At 60.5% G+C, this 22851-nt stretch carries 20 protein-coding genes and 1 pseudogene; 8 read left to right on the top strand and 13 right to left on the bottom strand.

The genetic code is table 11. The features are described from left to right. Nucleotides 1–18: 18 nt before the first annotated feature. The 4 genes from QE453_RS13135 to QE453_RS13120 all read right to left on the bottom strand — a co-directional run bounded on the left by QE453_RS13135 (nucleotide 19) and on the right by QE453_RS13120 (nucleotide 5550). Complete coding sequence (locus QE453_RS13135; RefSeq protein WP_309777220.1) at nucleotides 19–984, bottom strand: alpha/beta fold hydrolase; 966 nt, start codon at nucleotides 982–984, stop codon at nucleotides 19–21. Between the two features lie 171 nt (nucleotides 985–1155). Beyond that, the gene (locus QE453_RS13130) at nucleotides 1156–2781 is read right to left on the bottom strand and encodes a cisplatin damage response ATP-dependent DNA ligase (RefSeq protein WP_244405155.1); all 1626 of its coding nucleotides are present in this window, start codon (nucleotides 2779–2781) and stop codon (nucleotides 1156–1158) included. 1 nt (nucleotide 2782) lies between these two features. Beyond that, nucleotides 2783–3793: a ligase-associated DNA damage response exonuclease gene (locus QE453_RS13125; protein WP_309778150.1), complete on the bottom strand. Its 1011-nt coding sequence runs from the start codon at nucleotides 3791–3793 to the stop codon at nucleotides 2783–2785. 227 nt (nucleotides 3794–4020) lie between these two features. After that, nucleotides 4021–5550 (bottom strand): MDR family MFS transporter, encoded by a 1530-nt coding sequence (locus tag QE453_RS13120; RefSeq protein ID WP_006700017.1) that lies wholly within the window; start codon nucleotides 5548–5550, stop codon nucleotides 4021–4023. Between the two features lie 141 nt (nucleotides 5551–5691). On the opposite strand from QE453_RS13120, the gene QE453_RS13115 reads away from it, so the two are divergent. Both QE453_RS13115 and QE453_RS13110 read left to right on the top strand, forming a co-directional pair. Continuing rightward, nucleotides 5692–6207, top strand: a complete 516-nt coding sequence (locus QE453_RS13115) for a MarR family winged helix-turn-helix transcriptional regulator (protein WP_004440484.1) — start codon at nucleotides 5692–5694, stop codon at nucleotides 6205–6207. An 82-nt stretch (nucleotides 6208–6289) separates the two neighbouring features. After that, nucleotides 6290–6949 carry a glutathione S-transferase family protein gene (locus QE453_RS13110; RefSeq protein WP_137068437.1) on the top strand — a complete coding sequence of 220 codons (660 nt, stop codon included), beginning with the start codon at nucleotides 6290–6292 and terminating at the stop codon, nucleotides 6947–6949. 150 nt (nucleotides 6950–7099) lie between these two features. On the opposite strand, the gene QE453_RS13105 is transcribed toward QE453_RS13110, so the two are convergent. Together QE453_RS13105 and QE453_RS13100 are read right to left on the bottom strand one after the other, a co-directional pair. Beyond that, on the bottom strand, nucleotides 7100–7720 hold the full coding sequence (locus tag QE453_RS13105; protein WP_309777217.1) for a glutathione S-transferase family protein: 621 nt from the start codon (nucleotides 7718–7720) through the stop codon (nucleotides 7100–7102). A gap of 134 nt (nucleotides 7721–7854) precedes the next feature. Next, nucleotides 7855–8853, bottom strand: a complete 999-nt coding sequence (locus QE453_RS13100) for an asparaginase (protein WP_309777215.1) — start codon at nucleotides 8851–8853, stop codon at nucleotides 7855–7857. A 73-nt stretch (nucleotides 8854–8926) separates the two neighbouring features. On the opposite strand from QE453_RS13100, the gene QE453_RS13095 reads away from it, so the two are divergent. Further along, nucleotides 8927–9679 carry a DUF3750 domain-containing protein gene (locus tag QE453_RS13095; protein ID WP_174150751.1) on the top strand — a complete coding sequence of 251 codons (753 nt, stop codon included), beginning with the start codon at nucleotides 8927–8929 and terminating at the stop codon, nucleotides 9677–9679. A gap of 4 nt (nucleotides 9680–9683) precedes the next feature. Here QE453_RS13095 and QE453_RS13090 read toward each other — a convergent pair whose 3' ends face one another. Further along, nucleotides 9684–11027, bottom strand: coding sequence for a chloride channel protein (locus tag QE453_RS13090; protein ID WP_309777212.1), 1344 nt, complete (start codon nucleotides 11025–11027; stop codon nucleotides 9684–9686). Between the two features lie 146 nt (nucleotides 11028–11173). Between QE453_RS13090 and QE453_RS13085 the strand changes: the two genes are divergently transcribed. Beyond that, nucleotides 11174–11449 carry a YlcI/YnfO family protein gene (locus QE453_RS13085; RefSeq protein ID WP_309778149.1) on the top strand — a complete coding sequence of 92 codons (276 nt, stop codon included), beginning with the start codon at nucleotides 11174–11176 and terminating at the stop codon, nucleotides 11447–11449. Then, entirely contained in the window at nucleotides 11446–11745 is a 300-nt protein-coding gene (locus QE453_RS13080; protein ID WP_004440468.1) for a type II toxin-antitoxin system RelE/ParE family toxin, read from the top strand. Before QE453_RS13085 ends, QE453_RS13080 begins: the two co-directional genes overlap by 4 nt. 3 nt (nucleotides 11746–11748) lie before the next feature. On the opposite strand, the gene betA is transcribed toward QE453_RS13080, so the two are convergent. From betA to betI, 3 genes are all read right to left on the bottom strand, one after another. Beyond that, a complete protein-coding gene (gene betA, locus QE453_RS13075) occupies nucleotides 11749–13398 on the bottom strand; it encodes a choline dehydrogenase (protein ID WP_309777210.1) in 1650 nt (549 codons plus the stop codon). 64 nt (nucleotides 13399–13462) lie between these two features. Further along, nucleotides 13463–14944 (bottom strand): betaine-aldehyde dehydrogenase, encoded by a 1482-nt coding sequence (gene betB, locus QE453_RS13070; RefSeq protein ID WP_045532540.1) that lies wholly within the window; start codon nucleotides 14942–14944, stop codon nucleotides 13463–13465. Between the two features lie 11 nt (nucleotides 14945–14955). Continuing rightward, entirely contained in the window at nucleotides 14956–15576 is a 621-nt protein-coding gene (gene betI / locus QE453_RS13065) for a transcriptional regulator BetI (RefSeq protein WP_006700007.1), read from the bottom strand. Nucleotides 15577–15946: 370 nt separating this feature from the next. Between betI and QE453_RS13060 the strand changes: the two genes are divergently transcribed. From QE453_RS13060 to QE453_RS13050, 3 genes and pseudogenes are all read left to right on the top strand, one after another. Then, a complete protein-coding gene (locus QE453_RS13060; protein ID WP_022555776.1) occupies nucleotides 15947–16183 on the top strand; it encodes a type II toxin-antitoxin system ParD family antitoxin in 237 nt (78 codons plus the stop codon). Nucleotides 16184–16351: 168 nt separating this feature from the next. Then, nucleotides 16352–18156 (top strand): annotated as a pseudogene (locus QE453_RS13055) (GGDEF domain-containing protein). An 87-nt stretch (nucleotides 18157–18243) separates the two neighbouring features. After that, complete coding sequence (locus tag QE453_RS13050; RefSeq protein ID WP_072494121.1) at nucleotides 18244–19257, top strand: NAD(P)H-quinone oxidoreductase; 1014 nt, start codon at nucleotides 18244–18246, stop codon at nucleotides 19255–19257. 683 nt (nucleotides 19258–19940) lie between these two features. Here the strand turns inward: QE453_RS13050 and QE453_RS13045 are convergent. The 3 genes from QE453_RS13045 to cysT are packed head-to-tail and all read right to left on the bottom strand — an operon-like array spanning nucleotide 19941 to nucleotide 22715. Further along, nucleotides 19941–20981 carry a sulfate/molybdate ABC transporter ATP-binding protein gene (locus QE453_RS13045; RefSeq protein WP_309777209.1) on the bottom strand — a complete coding sequence of 347 codons (1041 nt, stop codon included), beginning with the start codon at nucleotides 20979–20981 and terminating at the stop codon, nucleotides 19941–19943. Between the two features lie 11 nt (nucleotides 20982–20992). Further along, nucleotides 20993–21865 (bottom strand): sulfate ABC transporter permease subunit CysW, encoded by an 873-nt coding sequence (gene cysW, locus QE453_RS13040; RefSeq protein ID WP_022555771.1) that lies wholly within the window; start codon nucleotides 21863–21865, stop codon nucleotides 20993–20995. Further along, nucleotides 21858–22715, bottom strand: a complete 858-nt coding sequence (cysT, locus tag QE453_RS13035; protein WP_006700003.1) for a sulfate ABC transporter permease subunit CysT — start codon at nucleotides 22713–22715, stop codon at nucleotides 21858–21860. The genes cysW and cysT overlap by 8 nt, the downstream gene beginning before the upstream one ends. Nucleotides 22716–22851: the final 136 nt, after the last annotated feature.

Here is a 22851-nt window from a genome sequence, read left to right as displayed (position 1 = left end):
AGCGGCACAGTTCGCATTTCAGACGAAGGCGTTGAAAAGCCGGATGCTTTCCTCCACCGCATGCGGCACCACGCCGTTATGGGTGCCGGGCAACAGCTTCTTGTCGACCCTGAAACCCGAGGTCAGGGCGCGGTCCACAAAAAGCTGGTGATCGGCGTCGAAAGGTCGTTCCTCCGTGCCGCGCAACAGCAGTGCCGGACATTTGAGGCTGGGGCCGAAACAGACGGAGGAGCGCATGATGAATTCGCGTTCGTCGGTTTCGTCGAAACAGATCTCCTCGCTATAGCGGTTGAAATAGCGCCATGAATTGACGCCAGCGGATATGGGGGCCGCAGCACGGAATTTACGGCTCATGGCTGCCAGAAGCGTGAGCGTGCCGCCATTGGAATGGCCGGCGATGAAGAAGCGAGCTCTGTCAATGCCGGGAAGATTTTCAAGATAGGTGGCCGCCGCCAGCGCATCCGAGGTTTCGTCGTAGAAGCCTGAATAATTGCCGTTCTGGCCGTTTTCGCCACGAAAGGACGGTAGCAGCACAACGAAGCCCGCTTCCCAATATGGCTTCATCAGCGCCCAATGGCCATCCCCGGTGGCGTTGCCGCCATGCAGGAAGAGGACGGCAGGTTTCAGTGTTTTTGACGGCTGGTAGTGGGAGAGCCAGGCGACAAGTTCGATCGAGCCATCCGGCCCGCCACGATAGGTGACACGCTCCGCCCCGGGCGGTGTGCCAAGCGCCGAGGACTTCTCCGGCGCCGCCATCTTGCGCAGCAGGTGGGTGTGGAAACGTCGGCGAGCCTCCGCATAATCCTGCCGTTCGAGCGGCAAGACTTCAGGTGTCGGAATGCCCGCTTTCACGGCGGGCGGCAGGATAAGCGCTGCTGACAGCCCCATTGCGCCAGCGAGCAATCCGCGCCGCGTCATGCCCGGCGAGATCGTGCCGCTCTCTTCCTGTCCGAAGGGTGAGGAAAGAAAGCGTTTGTCTGCCATATGGTCACCTGACGAGGATGGTTGCATTAGCAGTTCAGCACTGCGGCGGGAGGCTGTCCAATCACGGATTCGCGAATGACAACAATGTATTCGCAGCCATCGTGGCAATTTCTGGACGTCGCCTCGCCCGGACTGTGACGCCCAGGGAAATAAACAGGCGATCGTGCCACCCTACCCTTCCACGCCATCGATCATTGCCACCAGCGTCGAAAGCCGGTCCGCCTCGGCCGGCAACTTGTCGGCGCGCAGCCGGGCAATGCGGGGGAACCGCATGGCGACGCCGGATTTGTGGCGGGTAGAGCGGTTGATGCCTTCGAAGGCAACTTCAAGCACGAAACCGAAATCCGGCGTGGCGCGCACCGCCCGCACCGGGCCGAAACGCTCGACGGTATTGTCGCGCACGAACTTGTCCAGCACCTCCAGCTCCGCATCGGTGAAACCAAAATAAGCCTTTCCGACAGGCACGAGCTGTTCGCCGTCCTCCCCCTCCGCCCAGACACCGAAGGTGAAATCGGAATAATAGCTCGATCTTTTGCCGTGGCCGCGCTGGGCATACATCATGACGGCGTCGATATTGTAGGGATCGCGTTTCCACTTGAACCACGGCCCCTTGGCGCGGCCGGCCTGATAGGCGCTGTCGCGGCGCTTGATCATGACGCCCTCGATGACCGGATCGGGCGGTGCGGCGCGTAGCGTATCGAGCTCCTGCCAGCTGGAAAAGCCGATCAGTGGCGATAGGTCGAAGCGGTCATGCGGTGCATGTTCGATAATGTCAGACAGCCGGCCGCGACGCTGCAGATAGGTCTGCGCGCGGATATCGCTCTCGCCGTCGAACAGCAGGTCATAGGCGCGGATGAAGGCGGGATAGTCGTCCAGCATCTTCGCCGTCACCGTCTTGCGGTTCAGTCGCTGCTGCAGGTCGGAAAAGGTTCGGGTGAGATTGTTGGACCGTGCCGTGCCGCCAATCAGCAGCTCACCATCCATCACACCTTCGAAATCGATCGCGTCAAGAACGTCAGGGAAAGCGCCTGAAATATCGTCGCCTGAACGGGAATAGAGTTTCCGTGTCCCACCGGCGCGGGACAATTGCACACGAATACCGTCCCATTTCCATTCGGCGGCGTAGTCGGCGGGGTCCAGCCCATCGAGGTCGCCATCCGCCACCGGCGTCGCCAGCATCACCGAATGGAAGATGGCGGGCGTTGCCAGCACCGGGCGGTCCGCCTTGCCCTCGAGCCATGCGAAAAGCGGCGTATAGGGCGGCGCCAGCCCGTGCCAAAGGGTTTCGATCTCGATGATGTCTTTCCCCGCAAAATCCGCCAGCGCCTGACGCGCCAGCCGAGCCGAAACACCGATGCGCAGGCTGCCGGTGGCAAGTTTGAGGAAAGCGAAACGAGAGGACGTATCGAGCCGATCCAGGAGATCACGCACCGCACCGCGCACCTCCGTGCGACCGAGCGAATTCATCAGAGTGACGACATTCCCGAGGCGCGGATCCTGTGCCTCGGAGTCGTCCGCGCCGCCGATATTGCCCCAGACCAGCGAGATGGTTTCGGCGAGATCGCCGACATAATCATAGGAATAGCGGAACAACACCTCGTCCATGCGTTCCAGCACCAGCTCGCGCAGCATCGCCGGTTTAACGCTTTTCAGGTCCAGCGTGCCAGCAATCGCCGCCAGACCGTAACCCCGGTCTGGATCGGGCGTATCGCGGAAATAATCGGTCAACAGCTTCAGCTTGCCATTGCGCGACGGGGTGAGGACCAGGCGGTCAAGAAGAGTGGCGAAGGCTTTCATCTCAATCCCCCTCGTCCTCGTAACCAACGAGATGCAGCGGCTTGGCGGCGATGCCCTGCAATTCGCACCAGCGCACCAGCGCCTCCTCCCGGCCATGGGTGACCCAGACGGCCTGCGGCGAAATTTCCTTGATCGTCTCCAGCAGTTCCGGCCAGTCGCAATGGTCCGAGATCACCAGCGGCAATTCCACACCGCCCTGCTTTGCCCTCTGCCGCACCATCATCCAGCCGGACGCGAAGGCAATCAGTGGTTCGTTGAAGCGGCGCGCCCAGCGCTCCTGAAACGCCGAGGGCGGTCCAACGACAATCGCGCCCTTGAAGGCGGAAGGATCGCTTTTTTCCAGTGTTGCGGGCCTGAGATCACCGAGATCGATACCCTGCGAGACGTAATAATCGCAGAGCCGCGCCAGCGCACCGTGGATATAGATCGGCTCGGCATAACCATTATCGCGCAGGAGCCTGATGACGCGCTGCGCCTTGCCCAGCGAATAGGCGCCGACAAGGTGTGTCCGCTCGGGAAACTGTTTGATGGAGGTGAGCAGCTTGGCCGTTTCCACACGCGGCAGCGGATGATGAAACACCGGGAGGCCGAAGGTGGCTTCGGTGATGAAGACATCGCAGGGCACCGCCTTGAAGGGGGCGCAGGTGGGGTCGATGCCGCGCTTGTAATCGCCGGACGCCACGATGCGCAGACCGTTCATTTCCACGGAAATCTGCGCCGAACCCAGGACATGGCCCGCCGGATGGAAACCGACGGTGACGCCGTTTACCTCCACCCTCTCGCCGAATGCGACCGCCTGCTCGCTGCCACAGAAATCCTCGCCATAACGGATGCGCATGATATCCAGCGTCTGGCGCGTGGCCAGCACCGCGCCATGGCCAGCGCGGGCGTGATCGGAATGACCATGGGTGATGAGCGCCCGCGCCACGGGCCGCACGGGATCGATATAAAAATCACCCACCGGGCAATAAAGGCCCTTGGACGTGGAATTCAAAAGCTGTTCCGGCTTCATGTTCATTGAGATAGGGCCGCCCGCGCGAATCTAGAGTGCTGCGAGCATAACGCGGAACGGGCGCTAAATTTCCAATGGGGGCGTTTTTGTTTGTGGGACCGTGATAGTGAAACACATTGCACGGCCCGTCCTTTCCCTCATTCCTGTGCTCGTCACAGGAATGAGGGAAAGGTGAGCAACGGGAACAAGGCGCATCAATCCCGTCGAACCGTATTGGGTGACGGTCTTTACTCCCCCGCCACTTCCGCGGGCTTCGCCTCAACCGCCGCCGGTAGCCGCACCGGTTTCAGCATCAGCGCCGCGGCAAGGCCGATGGCAGCGGTTGCGGCGGCCGCGAAGAACAGCGGCGTAAACGCGTCCGAGTAGAGCGAGGCGACGGCGGCCTGGGAGGCTGCGGGCAGTTCCGAGAGGATTTTCGGCGTCAATTCCTCGATTTTGCCGACACCGGGAATATCCACCGCCACACCCTTGAGGCTTGTGGATACGATGGCGCCATAGACCGAGATGGCGATGGCAGCACCACCCATGCGGGTCAGCGTTACCGCTCCGCTTGCCGCACCGATGTCAGCCTTGGGGGCCGAGTTCTGCACGCCGATGATCGGAGCCTGCTGGCCGAGGCCGACGGCGAAACCCTGCGCCAGCATCAGCACCGCGATCAGCCAAAGCGGCGTTCCCGCATGCATCTGCGTGAAGAGCAGCATGGCGATGACGTTGATTGTCAGGCCCGCAACCGAGAAGGGCTTGTAGACGCCGGTGATCGAAATCAGCCGTCCGGCCGAAAGCGAACCCATGACGATGCCGCCGGTGACCGCGATGAAGAACAGGCCGGCATGGGAGGGGGAAAGGCCGGTGGTCGTCTGCAGGAACAGGGCATAATAATTGACCATGCCGATGCCGATGCCGCCGCTGGTCAGCGAAACGATCATCAACAGCGGAAAGGTGCTGTCCTTGAAGAGACGCAGCGGCACCACCGGTTCCGGCGCGCGGCGCTCCACCTGCACCCAGAGGAACGCGGCGATGACGGCGAAGGCGATGATGCCGAGGCTGGGGGCTGCGATGAGCGAGCCAAACAATTCGCTGCTGTCCGCCCAGAAGACCACGCTGGCGATGGTGGCCGCCAAAAGGACCGCACCGAGATAATCGATCTTCGGCTGGCGCGCCGGGCGGCGGTAAGGCAGCATCAGCGCCAGACCGGCAATAACAATGATGCCGAGCGGCAGATTGATCAGGAAGATCGACCGCCAGCCGAAGAGATCACTCATCGTGCCGCCGAGGATCGGGCCGACACTGCCCGACGCCATGATGGTGAGGCTGGAATAGCTCTGGTAACGGGCGCGTTCACGCGGTTCGAACAGATCCGCATTGACGGAAAAGATCGATACCATGATGCCGCCGCCGCCAAGGCCCTGCAACACGCGGGCAGCAATCAGACTGTCCATCGACCATGCCAGCCCGCAGGCGAGCGAACCAAGCGTGAAGATGACGACCGCCGCGATCATCACATATTTCCGGCCGAACAGATCGCCGAGCTTGCCATAGACAGGCATGACCGCGCTGGTCGCCAGCAGATAGGCAGAGCCGATCCAGCCGAAACGCTCCAGCGCGCCGAATTCACCGACGATGGTGGGCAGTGCCGTCGATACGATCTGGTTATCGAGGGTCGCCATGAACATGGCCAGCATCAGAAACAGAAAGACGATGAGCCTGCGGCGATGATCCGACACAAGCGGCGCCACGGGGGCGGTGGACATATCCATGAAAAATCTCGTTGGCTTCAGGCAGATTTGCTGCGACAATTTGTGTGCTATCAGCATATATATGTCAATGGCAAGTTTTTGACATCTGTGCTATTGCCGCTAAACGTGATCGGAAAACAGCATCGAAAGGGACGATGAAGCGTGGCGACTGAGGAAAACTGGAACGAGGATCTGCCAGAGGACATCAAGCGGATCGGCAATACGATGACGCGCATGCGCATCATGATCGGCCGCCGCATCATCGGCCGCATGGCGCTTGCCAGGCTCGCTCCAGGTCTCGAACTTTCCCATATCGACGTGCTCGACATTCTGCGCCGGGCGGAGGGCGATGTGACCGTGGGCGCGATTGCCGAGGGCATGCGCATCGATCCCTCACGCGGCAGCCGGGTTGTGGCCGACATGGTCGGGAGAGGGCTGCTGAAACGCGGCGTTTCCCAGCAAGACGCCCGCCGCAGCATCGTAGAGATCACCCCGCTCGGCACCAGTCTCTTGCAGGAAATGCGCCGTACGAAGATGAGCGTTATCGAGGACGTGATGGATGGCTGGCCGGCGGAGGATGTGGAGACATTCGCCCGGCTGTTCGAGCGGTTCATCGACCGTTTCGAATGCCGGCTCTCGCCCGATACAGACCTCCTGCCGGATCAGAAAAAATCATAGTTGGCGCTGCGATCCACAGCTTCACTTTAAGAGGGCAAGACCGTAACTTGCCGCCATCTGACAGGTTGAAGGGGTAATTTCGATGTTGACGATTTACGGTGTCTACCGTTCCCGCGCCACACGCACATTATGGCTGGCGGGCGAACTCGGCATAGCATTCAAGCATGTGCCTGTGATACAGGCCCGCCGTCTTGCCGATCCGCTGGCTGCGGATGCGCCGCTCAACACGCTGTCTCCGGACTTCCTGGCCGTCAACCCGATGGGCACCATTCCCTGCATCGAGGATGACGGCATGGTGCTTTACGAATCCATGGCCATCAATCTCTACCTCGCCCGCAAATATGGCGGACCGCTTGCGCCGATCGATCTGAAGGAAGATGCGGCGATGCTGCAATGGTCCTTCTTTGCCGCGACCGAAGTCGAGACCAATTCGCTGAAGATTTCCTCCGCCATCGCCGAAGGCCTGTCGGAAAGCGATGCCGGCAGGGCAGTGATCGATGTTGCCAGCCGCCTGCTGAAGCGCCCCTTCCGGGTGCTGGAGCAGCATCTGTCCAGTCATGACTATCTGGTGGGCGACCGCTTTACCGTCGCCGATCTCAACGCGGCGGAAATCGTTCGTTACGCACAGGGCCACAAGCCGCTGTTCGACGCCCATCCAGCCCTGAAGGCCTGGCTGGATCGTTGCCAGGCCCGCACGGCGTTCAAGACGATGTGGGATACGCGCGCGGCCGAGGCGGCTTGAGCGATTAAGCCCCTTACCCCTCCGTGATGCCGGACCTGATCCGGCATCCAGCCAGCCCAAGTCCTTGGGCTGAAAGGACCCTTCTCGCCGCGCAGACGCGCGTCGGCTGGATGCCGGCTCAGGGCCGGAATGACGGAAATACTGAGCCTCTCAGCCCCTCTCCCCCTCGAGCGCGCGCTGGACCGCCGGCCGGTCGTTCATGCGGCGAAAGTGGTCGTGCACCTTGGGGAAACGGGCAATATCCACGCCGTCGCTTTCCAGCCATCCGGACATGACGAAAAGATAGGGATCGGCCACGGAATAGGCAGTGCCGAGAACCCATGGGCCACGCAGCATGCCGTGCTCGATCAGTTCGAAGCATTCACCCATGGTCTGCGGCACCTTGGCCTTCATATCCTCAAGCGAGCTATCCTTGCTCGCCCAGCGACTGCCGCGACGGCCGTGGGCATGGGCGACATGCACGGTGGATGAGATGAAGGCATTGAAGGACTGCATCAACGCGAATTCGAAGGGATCGTCGAGCGGCGCGAGTTTCTTCTCGGGCGCCATCTGGGCGATGAAGGCGAGGATGGCCGGCGTCTCCGTCAGCACACCGCTTTCCGTCGCCAGCGCCGGCACGCGGCCCTTGGGATTGATCTTTAAAAATGCCTCGGAGCGTTGCTCGCCTTCCGCGAAATTGACGCGGTGGGCCTTGTAAGGCAGGCCCGATTCCTCAAGCACGATATGGCTGGCGCGGGAGCAGGAACCGGGGGAGAAAAACAATGTGAACATGGATATGCGACCTCCAAAGCAATGAAGCGCCCGCTTCTTCCTCATGCGGACACCGCCCCGCGAGGGCCATGGGGTGGCCGTCACGTGCGGGGCGTGTCATCATCATGCCGGCAAACGGCCGCGTCAAAGGTTATTTAGAGACCGACGACCCTGATATCGCCGACATGGATGCCGTTCCAATTGCGCATCTGCCGGTTCGCCATGCCGCTCAGCGCCTGTTGTTCGGCGCTGCCTTCATCGAAATAGCGGGCGAGCAATGCCGAAACCATGGCTTCCGCCGCACGCGTCGTGCCGTCTTCGCATTTCACCGCCATGGCGATGCCCTTTTCCGGCATGGCGGCGACGAAGACGCCTTCCGCGCCGGTCTTGGCGAAAATCTTGCCCGGCGCGATCTGCATCAGCTTCGTGCAGGCGCGGCCGGTGCCTGCCACATAAAAGGGTTCTGCCATGCAGGCCTCCATGAGCCGGCGCGAGGCGCTCGCCCGGCCGGCTTCCAGCCCCCTGCCCGTCGCCATCTTTGCGAAACCATGTGCCAGCCCTTTGAGCGGCACCGCATAGGTCGGGATGGAGCAGCCGTCCACGCCGCAATTGTCGTGACCCAGCGCAGCACCCGTCAGGCTCTCCATCGTCGCGCGGATTTCCTGCTGCAGCGGGTGGTCATAACCGACATAGCCCTTGGGGTCCGTTCCGGTATGACAGCAGGCGCAGATGAAGCCTGAATGTTTACCGGAGCAATTATTGTGAAGCGCCGTCGGCTTTTCCAGCGTGCGGGCCTGATGGATGATGGTTTTCTGGTCGGAGGACCAGTGCGCGCCGCATTCCAGCGTATCCACATCCCTGCCCGCCTTGGCGAGCATCGAAGCGGCGAGTTCCACATGTGCGTCCTCGCCGGAATGAGAAGAACAGGCAAGCGCCAGCTCGCGGCTGCCGAATTGATAGGCGTCCGCGGCACCGCTTTCCACCAGCGGCAGGGCCTGCATGGCCTTGCAGGCCGAACGCGGGAAGATGCCACGTTCCAGATCTCCCGTGGAAAACAGCACGCCGCCATCGCCATCCACCACCACGGCAAGGCCCTGATGGCGGCTTTCCACGAGGTTGCCCCTGACGACTTCGACGGTAACGGAATTGTTCATTCTCTCAGCCTCAAAAAATTCTGATTTCATGTGGTTGATAGCGCAATTGATTTTTCGATGCACGGGGCTGCCGGTGAAATTTGCAAAACGTCTGTTGCTGGCGATTGCCATCATCTATCTGCTGCCGGCACTGGCATCAGCGGGGCTGTGGGCCATGAAGGACCATCCGCGCGGCTGGAATGCCGCCAGATGGTCATCGTCAGGCATGCTGCCGGCGGCTTCGAGCGACGGGCAAGCCGCCGTCTACGTCTTTTCCGCCATGACCGGCGGCTTCAAGGGCTCGGTTGCCAGCCACGCCTGGGTCGTTCTGAAAAAGCCGGGCGCTACGAGCTATGACCGTTATGACAAAGTGGGCTGGGGCACGCCGATCCGCCATAATGGATATGCGGCGGACGCCTATTGGTATTCCAACATGCCGCGCCAGGTGGTGGCCATTCACGGCGCAGAGGCGGAAAAGCTGATCCCCAAGATCGAAAAGGCGATTGCCGATTATCCCTATGGCAAGCCGGGCGGCTATCGCATCTATCCCGGCCCCAACTCCAACACCTTTGTTGCCCATGTGCTGCGCAGCGTGCCCGAACTCGGCGTCGTGCTGCCGCCGGATGCGGTCGGCCGCGACTATCTGCCGGACGGTGCATTTTACCACATCGCCGACGACTGGAAGGATGCAAGCGTTTCGCTCGGCGGCCTGTTCGGCATTTCGGCGGGTGCGCGCAGCGGCTTCGAGATCAATTTCCTCGGTCTTGTCGCGGGTATAGATTTCGCCCGGCCGGGCGTGAAGATACCCGGGCTCGGTTATTTCGGCGTGGCGGGCATCAGGGCTTGAGCCATCACGTTTCAGTGGCCTGAGCGGCGCGTCTTGCGCGGATGCTCTGGGCGATGAAGACCCGTGACAGGCCGTGATAAAGCGGTTCGCGAGAGAAAAGCCGAGACGTCAGATATCCCAGCATCGATGCGGCCATGATGGGTATGACGCCTTGATGATTACCGGTCATTTCGAGGATGATGACAAAGGCTGTCATCGGCGCCTGCACGACGCCCGCGAAATAACCCGCCATGCCGACGATGGCGCCAAGGCCGATGCTGGTGCCGAGCAAGCTCGCCATGGTGCTGCCGAAACCCGCACCGACCGACAGAGACGGCGCGAAAATGCCGCCGGGGATGCCCGACATCATGGCAAGGAAAGTCGCCGCCAGTTTTTCGATGAAGAAGAAGGACGGTGCGGCTTGCCCCTCTATCGCCGCACGGGCCTGCTCGTAACCGGTTCCGAAGGTCGCGCCGCTTGTTGCGATGCCGAGGGCGGCGGAAGCAAGGCCGCAGGCAGCGGCAACCGAAAGCATTCGCTTCAGCGGCATGGTCTGGGCGAAGCGGCGGATACGTGCAGAGAGGCGCAACGCACCAGCGCTGAAAAGAGCGCCAAATGCGCCACCGCCGACACCGCAGACAAGCACCAGCAGCCAGTCCATCGTCGTTTTCGCCATGACCGAGCTGGTGCCAAAATAGGTATAGCTGCCGACCAGAGCCAGCGATGCAAGGCCCGACAGGATGACGGCCGTCAGCACAAGGCCGTTGGCGCGGGATTCATAAGTCTTACTCATCTCCTCGATGGCAAAGACAATGCCTGCGAGCGGCGTGTTGAAGGCCGCCGCAATGCCCGCGGCCGAACCGGCTAGGATGAGACCCTTGGCCTGCGCCATGCCGCCCCAGCGAGCGGCCTGCAGCATGATCGAGGCCCCCACCTGAACCGTCGGCCCCTCACGGCCAATCGACGCGCCGGAGAGCAGACCGGCGACGGTGAGCACCACCTTGCCAAAAGCAAGCTTCAGCGACAGAAGCCGCGAACGATCCGCATCATCCCGCAGGTGCCGGGCGGCGATGGCCTGCGGAATGCCGCTACCGCCGGCATTGGGGAAAACCGTGATCGCGAGCCAGGCGCAGAGCGTAAAGCCGAGCGGCGTGATGATGAGCGGCAGCAGAAACGCCCATTCGCCTGAGGACGTGGCCGCGAAGAAGAGGTGCTGGGCGCGATCCGCTGCCCAAGCGAAACCGACGCTGATAAGGCCGACGGCAATCGCGCCAATCCAGAAAACCGCCCTTGGCTTCCAAATCCGCCATGAACCCCAGACAACACGGGAACGGCGGAGCATTTTCAGCTTCTTATAATCGACGGGCATGGGGATCCAGATCAGTGATTTCAGTCATTGTCGGGCAGGAGGCCCTTTTATCGGCCTGCCAGCCGGCGATTGCAAGTTTTGCATTTGACTCGTTGCGACAGATGGCAGATGCTGTGCATCGCAAATGCAACGCATGGAGAGACAAGATGAAAACCGCAACTTTGCCTTCGCTGCGTGTAACTACCGATTTTCGCGAAGCAGCCGAAAGTGTGCTCAAGGATGGCGAAACGCTTTCGTCCTTCGTTGAGGAGTCTGTGCGCAGGGAAGTTGAAATCCGCAAGTCACAGGCGGATTTTATTGCACGGGGGCTGGCGGCACGAGAAGAATCCAAAAAAACGGGCGTCTATCACCGGGCGGAAGACGTTCTTGCTGAACTAAAAACTATGCTTGACGCGAAGCTCGCTGAAGACGACGACAAGTGACGTATCAGGTTTTTCTCGCCGACAGAGCGCGCGACAACATAACGCGCCTATATTCTCATCTCCTTCACCGTGACAAACATGCGGCTAAGCGAGCCTATAGGGCAATCGAAAAAGGAATAGCCGCACTGGCGGATTTTCCAATGAGTTGCAGGAAAATTGATGCGGACAACCCGTTTCTGCGTGAGTTTCTTATTCCGTTCGGTTCATCAGGCTACGTCATTCTCTTTGAAATAGAGAATGCTGAAAAGGTAACAATCCTCGCGATCCGCCACCAGCGCGAGGATGATTATCATTGACCCTCACCGGTCGCTGACTGCCGCTCGCGGGTTTACCCACGGTTCCTGATTAGAGCGCGGCAGTGGGGTTTTGCCGAGAATGTGGTCCGCGGCCTTTTCGCCCGTCATGATGGAGGGGCCGTTCAGGTTACCATAGGTCACGTGCGGGAAGATCGAGCTGTCTGCGACGCGCAGGCCGTCGACACCGATCACGCGGCATTCGGGATCGACAACCGCCATCGGGTCGTTTCTGTCGCCCATGCGGCAGGTGCCGCAGGGGTGGTAAGCGCTTTCCAGATGCTCGCGCAGGAAGGCATCGATCTGCTCATCGGTCTCGATATTTTCACCGGGCTGGATTTCCGGGCCACGGAATTCGTCGAATGCTTTCTGGCCAAAAATTTCGCGCGTGAGGCGCACGCAGTGGCGGAATTTCTCCCAATCCTCTGGGTGGCTCATATAGTTGAAACGAATGACCGGCTCATCTGAGGGATCCGCGGAGCGCAGGGTGACGTTTCCGCGCGATTTCGACAGGTTGTAGCCGACATGCGCCTGGAAACCATGGCTTTTCGCCGCCGCCTTACCGTCATAGGAGATGGCGACGGGCAGGAAATGATACTGGATGTCAGGTTGCTTGAGCCCGGGGGCGGAGCGCAGGAAGGCGCAGGCCTCGAACTGGTTGGAAGCACCGAGGCCGCCTTTCGACAGCAGCCATTGCGCACCGGCCACACCCTGCCAGAACCACGGAAGCCACGAATAAAGCGAGACCGGCTTGGTGGAGACCTGCTGGAAATAAAACTCCATATGGTCCTGGAGATTGGCGCCGACGCCGGGGCGATCCGCCTTCACCTCGATGCCCATGTCTTTCAGATGGGCGGCGGGGCCGATGCCCGACAGCATCAGCAGCTTCGGCGAATTGAAGGAGGAGGCCGAGACGATGACCTCGCGACCGGCCTTGATCGTCTCCACCACACCCTTGCGCTCGATTTCGACACCAACGGCGCGGCCGTTCTCGATGACCACCTTGCGGGCAAAACCGTTGACCAGCGTGACATTGCCGCGCTTCAGCGCCGGTTTGAGATAGGCATTGGCGGCGGACCAGCGACGGCCATTGTGAATGGTCTGCTCCATCAGGCCGAAACCTTCCTGTTTGGAGCCGTTATAGTCATCCGTCAGTTCAAACCCCGCTTGGGCGCCGGCCTGAATGAAGGCGTGAAACAGGGGGTTATTGACCGGCCCGCGCTGCACATGCAGCGGCCCATCCGTGCCACGCCAGCCTTCCTCGCCGCCATGGCTGTGTTCCATGCGCTTGAAATAAGGCAGCACATCCGCATAGGCCCAGCCATGCGCGCCAAGCTCTTCCCAGCGATTGAAATCCTCGGCATGGCCGCGCACGTAAACGAGGCCGTTAATGGAGGAGGAGCCGCCGATGACCTTGCCACGCGGGGCGGTGATGCGGCGATTATTGAGGTTCGGTTCTGGCTCGGACAGGTAACCCCAATTGTAGCGCTTCATGCTCATCGGCCAGGCCAATGCGGCAGGCATCTGGATGAACGGGCCGAAATCGGAACCGCCGGCCTCAATGACGATGACGGAATAGCGACCATCTTCCGACAGGCGGTAGGCGATGGCGGAACCTGCGGAGCCGGAGCCGACGATGACGTAATCTGCTTGCATTGGTTGCTCCACTTGGGGCTTCGGTTCCGATGAATGTATTGGGGTGGGGCTTACCCACTGAACCTCAATAAGGCGCTTCCACCTTCCCCGTGCACACATAAACCGTCTTCAACTCGCTATAATGCTCCAGCGCCGACGCCGAATTCTCGCGGCCGAAGCCGGATTGCTTGGAGCCACCGAAGGGGATTTCCACCGGGCAGAGATTGTACGTATTGATCCACAGCGTGCCCGCCTCCAGCTGATCCACCACGCGGTGGGCGCGGGCGAGATCGGCGGTGAAGACGCCGCCGGCCAGCCCGAATTCGGTGGCGTTGGCGCGGGCAAGAACCTCGTCTTCATCCTCGAAATCCAGCACGCACATGACGGGCCCGAAGATTTCCTCGCGGGCGATGGTCATATCGTCGGCCACATCGGCGAACACGGTGGGCTGCACATAAGCGCCCTCGCCCGCAACATTGTTGGGAATGCCGCCGCCGGTGATGAGCGTCGCACCTTCCGCCTTGCCCTTTTCGATATAACCGAGAACCTTCTCCTGCTGGGCCTTGGAGACCAGCGGGCCGAGATGGGTGGCGTAATCGAGGGGATCGCCGAGGATCATTGCTTCCGTGCGGCTTTTCAGGTTTTCGAGGAAGCGGGCCTTTGCCTTTTTCTGCACGAAGACACGCGTTCCGTTAGAGCACACCTGCCCGGAGGAGTAGAAATTGCCGAGCATCGCACCGCCGACGGCGCTTTCGATATCGGCATCATCGAAGACGATCAGCGGCGACTTGCCGCCCAGTTCCATCGTGACATGCTTCAGATGCCCGGCGGCAGCGGCGGCCACCTTGCGGCCGGTCGGCACCGAGCCGGTAAGCGAGACTTTCGCCACATCCGGGTGATTGACGAGCAGCGGCCCCGTATCACGATCCCCCTGAATGACATTGAACAGGCCCTTGGGAAGACCCGCTTCGATAAGGATTTCAGCAATCTTCAGCGCGCCGAGCGGGGTGTTTTCCGAAGGCTTGAAGACCATGGCATTGCCGGCGACGAGCGCAGGCGCGGCCTTCCAGCAGGCGATCTGCTGCGGATAGTTCCACGCGCCGATACCGACGCAGACGCCGAGCGGCACACGTTTCGTATAGGCGAAATCGCCGCCGAGCGGGATGTAATCGCCATTCAATGCTGATGGCGCGATGCCGCCGAAAAATTCGAAGGCATCCGCACCCGAGGTCGGATCGGCGACGATGGTTTCCTGAATGGGCTTGCCGGTATCCAGCGTTTCCAGCGTCGAAAGCGCCTCATTGCGTTCGCGCATGATATCGGCGGCGCGTTTGAGGATGCGTCCCCGCGCCATGGGGCTCATTGCCGCCCATTCCTTCTGGGCGCGCTTGGCCGAGGCGATGGCACGCTCGACAATCGCCGGCGTTGCGGCGTGAAGCCGGGCGATGATCTCGCCGGTTGCGGGGAAGATGCTGTCGAACGGCGTGCCTGTATTATCCTCGACATAATCGCCGTCGATGAAATGCGAGGCTTTCGGCTGCGCCCTGAGTGGCGTGGCGATGGTCATGTCGAAGTCTCCTAGAGAGTGCGGATGGACGGCTTGGCGCGCTGTCCATCGGGAAAGGATCTGAGCTGCATGTCGAAATAGTCTTCGACCAGCGCCGGTGCAGAAGCGAGGCCGAGCGGGGCGGAACGCAAGCTGTGCCTGATGTAAAGCCCGTCGATCAGCGCCGCCGCCCCTTCTGCAATGCGTGCGGCATCATCGGGCGGGCAGAGCCGGTTGAGGCTTGCCATGAGGTTGGAGCGCAGGCGGCGGGAATAAATCACCAGCAGCCGGCGGGTTTCTTCCGAGCGCTGCGCCTCAACGTAAAAGGCAAGCCATGCCGCCACCGTTTCGGGCGTGAACTGGTCGCTCTGGAAGGAGACATGGACGATGGCGCTCAGCCTTTCGCGCGGGCCGGAAGCACGGGTCAGCGCCGCCACCGCATCACGCCTGAGATCACGCAGCAGGCTGCGAATGGTCTCCAGCAGGAGCTGCTGCTTGCTGCCGAAATAATGATGCGCAAGCGCCGCCGACACCCCCGCTTCCCGGGCGATGTCAGACATTGTCACATTCAACGAGCCATGATGGCCTATGGTGCGCAGCGCCGCATCCACAAGCGCTTTTCGGCGCAGAGGCTCCATTCCGACCTTGGGCATGACGATCTCCTTGAGGGCGGCAAAATATTCTTGATTGACTGATCAATCAATAAAAAATGCGCCATTCCGTGTCGCTATTTTGCTGTAAATCAATTCTTTCTCATCGGACGGACCCTGGTTTCGGCAATGGCCGGCGCGTGAGGATCATCTTCATGCTCCCGGCGCGGTCACGGGGGAAAAACTAAACCGTGATATACTGCGAATTGGGAATGGAACACGTTCCGTGCTAATATCCCAGCTGATACAAATTTCGCTGGAAGCGGCGCCAGACGAAAGACAATAAAAACGCCCGCCCTAGACCACGACGGCAGCCGATACCCATCCGGGCATCGAATGACCGTTCGCAGTGTTTAAAGAAGGGAGTGATATCATGCCAATGGTGACAGTATCGATTTCCCCGGAACAGGCAGCAAGAATGCGCGAAGCCGTTAATTGCGGGGCTTATGCATCCGGTAGCGAGGTCGTCAGGGAAGCGCTGCGATTATGGGCGGCGTCTGGCGCACACGGTATGGGCGCGAAGTCCAGGGAACCCGTGGAAGCCGACCGGGAGCGGGTGAACGTGGCCGATCTCTATGCCGCGCACTCAGGACATGTCCGCCGGGCGTGAGGCCCGGCTACTACCCCATATATCAAGGGGGTTGCAACAAAACGTTCATCAAAGCTTCACAGACGTGAAAGCTTTTGTTGACCTGTAATCTGCGATTGTTCGCCGCAAAAGAGAAAGGCTCTCCTTACCTCAGCCACGGAAGGAAAGCCGTAATAGCGGAGAACAGAAATGCAGGCCGTTACGCTGGAAAACGATGCCGTAAGGCGATTTGCCTCCGGGCACATGTTTCCCATGGCGAAGCTCGTGCTGGAAACCGCGTTTCAACGCCGATCGTCGAGGCGACGACGGGCACTATTTTCGGTTATGAATCACTGATGCGCGGCCACGACCGGCTCGGTTTTTCCGATCCGCTGGCGCTTCTCGACCAGGCGGCGCAGGGCGGCGAACTCAAGGCTTTCGAGCAGATGCTGGCGAGCCGCGCGCTGGCGAAATTCTCCACCCTGCCTGACTTCTCCTCCGCCACCCTGTTTCTCAACCTCGATGTGCGGCTGATCGCGCAGGGCGACGCCATTCTCGACAAGCTTGTGGGCCATCTGGCGCGCGCGGGTATTCCCCCCTCCTCCATCTGCTTCGAGCTTTCCGAACGCTTCGACAATACAAGCGTCCCCGAATTCACGACGCTGATTGCCCGCATGCGGAAAGAGGGCTTCAAGCTGGCGATCGACGATTTTGGCGCGGGACACGGGGAGATGAAGCTTCTGTGCGATTTTCCGCTGGACTATCTGAAGATCGACCGTCACTTCATCACCGGCGTCGATCATCTGCCGCGCAAGCAGCATCTTGTCCGCAGCATCGTCAATATTGCCCATGTTCTGGGGGTGCGGGTCATCGCCGAGGGCATTGAAACAGAAGCGGAGTTCCTGACGTGTCGCGAATTCGGCGTCGACCTGGTGCAGGGCTGGCTGATCGCCAGGCCAACGGTCTTCACCAGCGAGTTGCCGGAGAGCTTTCCCCACATCAACCGCATCGGCGTGGCGCGGCGCAACAGCCAGACTCTGGATGAGATCCTGATCCGCCGTGAAATCGAACGACTTCCCACCGTCTTCGAACATGACAGCGTCGACAGCGTCTTCGAGCTCTTCCGGAGAAACCCGCAGCAGGCGTTTTTTCCGGTTCTCAATGCCAACGGCGAACCGCGCGGCGTCATCAACGAATATCACCTCAAGGAATACATCTACCGACCCTTTGGCCGTGACCTGCTCAAGAACAAGATCTATGAGCGCACCATCTCCCATTTCGTCGACGCCGCGCCGATCGTCGGTCTCGATGCCGATGCCGACCAGTTGATGAACATGTTCGCCAGCATGGGCGGCAGCGCCTGCATCATCCTGACCGAAAACATGCGTTACGCCGGCATCGTTTCCGCCGCTTCGCTGATCAAGGTCATCAATGAAAAACAGCTGAAGATGGCGCAGGACCAGAACCCACTGACGGCATTGCCGGGCAACCGCGCGATTGGCGGCTTCATCGCCGACCGCTGCAGCGACGGCGACGAGACACGCTTCTTCTGCTATTGCGACTTCGACAACTTCAAACCCTTCAACGACAAATACGGCTTCAACGCCGGCGACCACGCCATCACCCTGTTTTCGGCCCTGATGCGCCGTTACTTCTTTGCCGGCGACTGCTTCCTCGGACATATTGGCGGTGATGACTTCTTCATCGGCGTGCGCGACTGGGCGGTGGAAGACCTGACGGAAATACTCGAGCGGCTGCTCAGCGATTTTCACGACGATGTCGCGGAACTGTATTCGGCCGAGGATCGCGAGGCGGGCTGCATGAAGGGCCAGGACCGGCACGGCAATGAGCGGGACTTCGCGCTGCTGCGCTGCTCCATTGGCGTTCTGAGCTTGCCCAAAGGATTGATCATCGCAAATCCCGAGCGCATCGGCAGCGAGATCGCGGGCGTTAAGGCGGCTGCGAAGGAAAATGACAGCGGCCTCGTCATCCGGGTCTTCGGCGAGACAAATTGACACCAGTGACAAACGGCCTTCTTCCCTAAGCGGCGCATCTGACCTACATCTTCAGGCGACGCCGATAGTGAGGAGTTGCCCTTGACCATGCCCGACCCCAAGACCCTGCCCGAAAAAATGCGTTTCATCGACCTTCCCTCGCATGGCGGTCCGGAAGTGATGCGTCTTTCGCAAGCGCCTTTGCCGAAGCCCGCGAAAGGCGAGGTTCTGGTGAAGGTCGAGGCAGCAGGCGTCAACCGGCCGGATGTCGCGCAGCGCCAGGGAACCTATCCGCCACCGAAGGATGCAAGTCCGATCCTCGGCCTTGAGATCGCCGGCGAGGTTGTTGCGCTTGGCGAAGGCGTCGATGAATTCAATCTTGGCGACAGGGTCTGCGCGCTCGCCAATGGCGGCGGTTATGCGCAATATTGCGCCGTTCCCGCGGGGCAGGCCCTGCCCTTCCCCAAAGGCTACGACGCCGTCAAAGCCGCAGCCTTGCCGGAAACCTTCTTCACCGTCTGGGCCAATCTCTTCCAGATGGCGGGCCTGACCGAAGGTGAAACCGTGCTCATCCACGGCGGCACCAGCGGCATCGGCACGACGGCGATCCAGCTTGCCAAAGCATTCGGCGCGGAAGTTTATGCGACGGCGGGCTCTGCGGAAAAATGCGAGGCCTGTGTGAAGCTCGGCGCCAAACGGGCGATCAATTACCGCGACGAGGATTTCGCCGAAGTCGTGAAATCCGAAACCGGCGGCAAGGGCGTCGATGTCGTTCTCGACATGATCGGTGCTGCCTATTTCGAAAAGAACCTTGCGGCGCTGGCCAAGGATGGTTGCCTGTCCATCATCGCCTTTCTCGGGGGCGCCGTGGCCGACAAGGTCAACCTCACGCCGATCATGGTCAAGCGCCTGACCGTCACCGGCTCCACCATGCGCCCGCGCACGGCGGACGAGAAACGCGCCATCCGTGACGATCTCGTGGATCAGGTCTGGCCGCTGATCGAAAGCGGCCAGGTCGCACCGGTCATCAACCGCGTCTTCACACTGGATGAGGTTGCGGAAGCGCACCGGCTGATGGAAAGCAGCAGCCATATCGGCAAGATCGTGATGCGGGTCGACTAGGTGCTGCAGAGTAAGTTCTCAGTTAGCCCTCTTGCATTACTCACGAATCGTACTACCTTCTAGTTATGTTCAACGTATCGGAAGGAGGTGATCCAATGTCTAGTGAGATTTCGGTCTCTGGTGCAGGCAATGGAAAGGGTGTGTTTTCGACGGGGCAGCCCTCGTTGTAAACCTCTTCTGCCTTCGGAACGTTGAGAAACAGTCCCGGGTCTGTAAACAGGACCAAACTCATGGAAGGGTCGCTTAGGCGGCCCTTTTCCGTTTCTGGATTTGTGGGCGGGTACGTATGCTTGGCTCATCTCCGTGTAGCTTCTCCCTCATCTGTGTGCCTCACCCTCCTGCCTCATCTCTGTGCTTGTCACAGAGATCCAGCCAGACCAAGTCTTCGGGCTGGAAGGAGTCTTTTCGCCGCGCAGACGCGCGTCGGCTGGATTCCTGTGACAAGCACAGGAATGAGGGTGTGGGATGTGCTAGCGCTGTAAATTCGGCATCTTGTGTTGCTCGTGACACGTCTCTTCCGTCATGCCGGGCTTGACCCGGCATCCAGCCGGCGCGCGTCTGCGCGACGAGAGGACTCCTTAAGCCCAAGGACTTGGGCTGGCTGGATACCGGCTCAAGGCCGGTATGACGGAGAACTGGGGAGAGCGACAAATCATCGACCCTAAACGGCGGTCACCTCTTCCTTATTTCTTCCCGAACACCTTCCACCGCGTCGGGCGGAACCGCAGTTCGGCACCCACCGCCACGGCGGCGTTGAGCGGCACTTCGATTTCGAGGTGGTAGGGTTCATGGCCGTTATTGGCGATGTCGATTTCGGCGATGCGGGTGCCGGCCAGGCGGCGACAGGTGGTGACCTTGCCGTAAAGCGCGTCCTTTTCATCCGTCAGCACCACGTCTTCCGGCCGGAAGAACAATTCGCCCTCGCCTGCGCCGCTTTCGTTTACGCCGATGCTTTCGCCCTGGAACAGCACATGGCCATCACGGATGGTGACCGGCAGGCTGGAGGATTCGCCGATGAAGGAGAAGACGAAGGGCGAGTTCGGCGTGTCGTAGACGTCATCGGCGGTGCCGACCTGCTCGATCTTGCCTTGGCTCATGACCACGACGCGGTCCGCCAGCTCCAGCGCCTCTTCCTGATCGTGGGTGACGAAGACGGTGGTGTGGCCGGTGCGGTCGTGGAATTCGCGCAGCCAGCGGCGCAACTCCTTGCGCACCTTGGCATCCAGCGCACCGAAGGGTTCATCGAGAAGCAGCACCTTCGGTTCGATGGCGACGGCGCGGGCGAGCGCCACCCGCTGGCGCTGGCCACCCGAGAGCTGCGAGGGGTAGCGTTTTTCAAGCCCGGAAAGGTGCACCATGTCGAGAAGCTCGGACACGCGCTTGCGGATTTCCGCTTTTGGCGGACGCTTGGCGGAGGGTCGCACCTTCAAGCCGAAAGCAATGTTGTCTGCCACCGTCATGTGGCGAAACAGCGCGTAATGCTGGAAAACGAAACCGACATTGCGCTCCTGCACGGAGCGGTGCGAGGCGTCTTCGTCGCCGAAGAAAATCTGGCCCGTCGTCGGCTGCTCAAGACCGGCAATAAGACGCAGCAGCGTCGTCTTGCCGGAACCGGAAGGACCAAGCAGCGCGATCAGCTCGCCCGAGCGAATGTTGAGCGACACGTCGTTCAGCGCCGGAAAGCGATCAAACTGCTTGGTGATGCCGGAAACTTTCACTTCCATGAAGATGCCTTTCAATGCTTGCCGGCTGCGTTGCCCGCGCCAAAGCGTATTTCGAGAATGGTTTTGAGAACGAGGGTCACCAGAGCCAGACCGGCAAGCAGCGTCGCAACGGCGAAGGATGCGCCGATATTGTACTCATTATAGAGTATCTCGACATGCAGCGGCATGGTGTTGGTCTCGCCGCGAATATGGCCTGACACCACCGAGACAGCGCCGAACTCGCCCATGGCACGGGCGTTGCAGAGCAGCACGCCATAAAGCAGGCCCCATTTGATGTTCGGCAGCGTGACGTACCAGAAGGTCTGCCAGCCGGATGCGCCAAGCGAAATCGCCGCCTCCTCGTCACCATTGCCCTGATCCTGCATCAGCGGGATCAACTCGCGCGCGACAAAGGGAAAGGTGACGAAGATGGTGGCGAGCACGATGCCCGGCACCGCAAAGAGGATCTCGATGCCGTAACTCTTCAGCCATGGGCCGAGCACGCTGTGGGAGGAAAACAGGATGACGTAGACCAGACCTGATATGACCGGAGAGATCGAGAATGGCAGGTCGATCAGCGTGATCAGGAATGCCTTGCCCTTGAACTCGAATTTCGCGATGGCCCAGGCGGCCGCTACTCCAAAAATGAGGTTGAGCGGCACCGAAATAGCGGCGACGAGCAGCGTCAGGCGAATGGCGGAAAGCGCATCCGGCTCGAAAATCGCCTCCCAGAAGCTTTCCGTGCCCTTGCGGAAGGCTTCGAAGAAGACCGAAACCAGGGGCAGGACGAGAAATGCGGCGAGGAAGACGAAGGCGATGGCGATCAGGGCCAGCCGCGCTGGCAGGCTTTCGCTGGCGGGATCGCGGAACGGACGCGGCGTGGTGCGGGAAACAGTCTCAGACATAACCGTACCTCTTGCGGCTCCAGGCCTGAATGAGATTGATGAGGAACAGCATGGCAAAGGAGATGATCAGCATGATGGTGGCGATGCCGGTGGCGGCCGCATAATTGAACTCCTCCAGCCGGATGACGATGAGGAGCGGCGCGATTTCCGAGACGTAGGGAATATTGCCGGCGATGAAGATGACCGAGCCGTATTCTCCGACACCACGCGCGAAGGCCAGCGCAAACCCCGTTAGGATGGCGGGTGTGAGGCTCGGCAACAGAATGCGGGTGATGGTCTGGAAACGATTGGCACCGAGCGTTGCTGCCACCTCCTCCACCTGCCGGTCGATCTCCTCCATCACCGGCTGCACGGTGCGCACCACGAATGGCAGGCCGATGAAGATCAACGCGATGACGATGCCGGTCGGCGTGAACGCAATCTTGATGCCATAGGGCTCAAACAGCGAACCGACCCAGCCGCGATTGGCGTAAAGCGCCGTCAACGCAATGCCCGCGACCGCCGTTGGAAGCGCAAAGGGAAGGTCCACGATGGCATCCACGAAGCGGCGACCGGGAAAGCGGTAACGTGTGAGAACCCAGGCGACGATGACGCCGAAGACCACATTGACCAATGCGGCGAGGAACGCCGTGCCAAAACTGACGCGCAACGCATTCAGCGTACGGCTATCCGTGGCAATCGCAATGAAATCTGCAAAACCGAGTTTCGCCGTGGACCAGATAAGGCCGCCAAGCGGAATAAGAATGATGAGAAACAGATAGGTGACGGTGTAACCAAACGTCAGGCCGAAGCCCGGTATGACGCTCGACTGCCGCCACTTCCACCTGCTTCCGGAAATATTATTGCTCATCAAGGCTCCGGATAATCTTAGTTTTTGAACATTTCCGGGACAGTCAACCGAGGTCTGCCCGTCCTGGAGGTGCTCTCTGGGAGCCGGTATTCCCCCGGCGCTTATTATAAAGTATCGACCGGCACGGCGTCCGGTC

This window comes from Agrobacterium sp. SORGH_AS_0440 (assembly GCF_031453135.1).
Lineage (GTDB): Bacteria > Pseudomonadota > Alphaproteobacteria > Rhizobiales > Rhizobiaceae > Agrobacterium > Agrobacterium pusense.
The sequence above is the reverse complement of the archived record's forward strand: the minus strand, read 5'-3'. Positions and strand labels throughout refer to the sequence as shown.

Excerpts from the sequence above, each read along its gene's own strand:
- QE453_RS13135 (WP_309777220.1), bottom strand. The coding sequence starts at position 984 with ATGGCAGACAAACGCTTTCTTTCCTCACCCTTCGGACAGGAAGAGAGC.
- QE453_RS13130 (WP_244405155.1), bottom strand. The coding sequence starts at position 2,781 with ATGAAAGCCTTCGCCACTCTTCTTGACCGCCTGGTCCTCACCCCGTCG.
- QE453_RS13125 (WP_309778150.1), bottom strand. The coding sequence starts at position 3,793 with ATGAAGCCGGAACAGCTTTTGAATTCCACGTCCAAGGGCCTTTATTGC.
- QE453_RS13120 (WP_006700017.1), bottom strand. The coding sequence starts at position 5,550 with ATGGATATGTCCACCGCCCCCGTGGCGCCGCTTGTGTCGGATCATCGC.
- QE453_RS13110 (WP_137068437.1), top strand. The coding sequence starts at position 6,290 with ATGTTGACGATTTACGGTGTCTACCGTTCCCGCGCCACACGCACATTA.
- QE453_RS13105 (WP_309777217.1), bottom strand. The coding sequence starts at position 7,720 with ATGTTCACATTGTTTTTCTCCCCCGGTTCCTGCTCCCGCGCCAGCCAT.
- QE453_RS13100 (WP_309777215.1), bottom strand. The coding sequence starts at position 8,853 with ATGAACAATTCCGTTACCGTCGAAGTCGTCAGGGGCAACCTCGTGGAA.
- QE453_RS13090 (WP_309777212.1), bottom strand. The coding sequence starts at position 11,027 with ATGCCCGTCGATTATAAGAAGCTGAAAATGCTCCGCCGTTCCCGTGTT.
- QE453_RS13085 (WP_309778149.1), top strand. The coding sequence starts at position 11,174 with ATGAAAACCGCAACTTTGCCTTCGCTGCGTGTAACTACCGATTTTCGC.
- betA (WP_309777210.1), bottom strand. The coding sequence starts at position 13,398 with ATGCAAGCAGATTACGTCATCGTCGGCTCCGGCTCCGCAGGTTCCGCC.
- betB (WP_045532540.1), bottom strand. The coding sequence starts at position 14,944 with ATGACCATCGCCACGCCACTCAGGGCGCAGCCGAAAGCCTCGCATTTC.
- betI (WP_006700007.1), bottom strand. The coding sequence starts at position 15,576 with ATGCCCAAGGTCGGAATGGAGCCTCTGCGCCGAAAAGCGCTTGTGGAT.
- QE453_RS13060 (WP_022555776.1), top strand. The coding sequence starts at position 15,947 with ATGCCAATGGTGACAGTATCGATTTCCCCGGAACAGGCAGCAAGAATG.
- QE453_RS13050 (WP_072494121.1), top strand. The coding sequence starts at position 18,244 with ATGCCCGACCCCAAGACCCTGCCCGAAAAAATGCGTTTCATCGACCTT.
- QE453_RS13045 (WP_309777209.1), bottom strand. The coding sequence starts at position 20,981 with ATGGAAGTGAAAGTTTCCGGCATCACCAAGCAGTTTGATCGCTTTCCG.
- cysW (WP_022555771.1), bottom strand. The coding sequence starts at position 21,865 with ATGTCTGAGACTGTTTCCCGCACCACGCCGCGTCCGTTCCGCGATCCC.
- cysT (WP_006700003.1), bottom strand. The coding sequence starts at position 22,715 with ATGAGCAATAATATTTCCGGAAGCAGGTGGAAGTGGCGGCAGTCGAGC.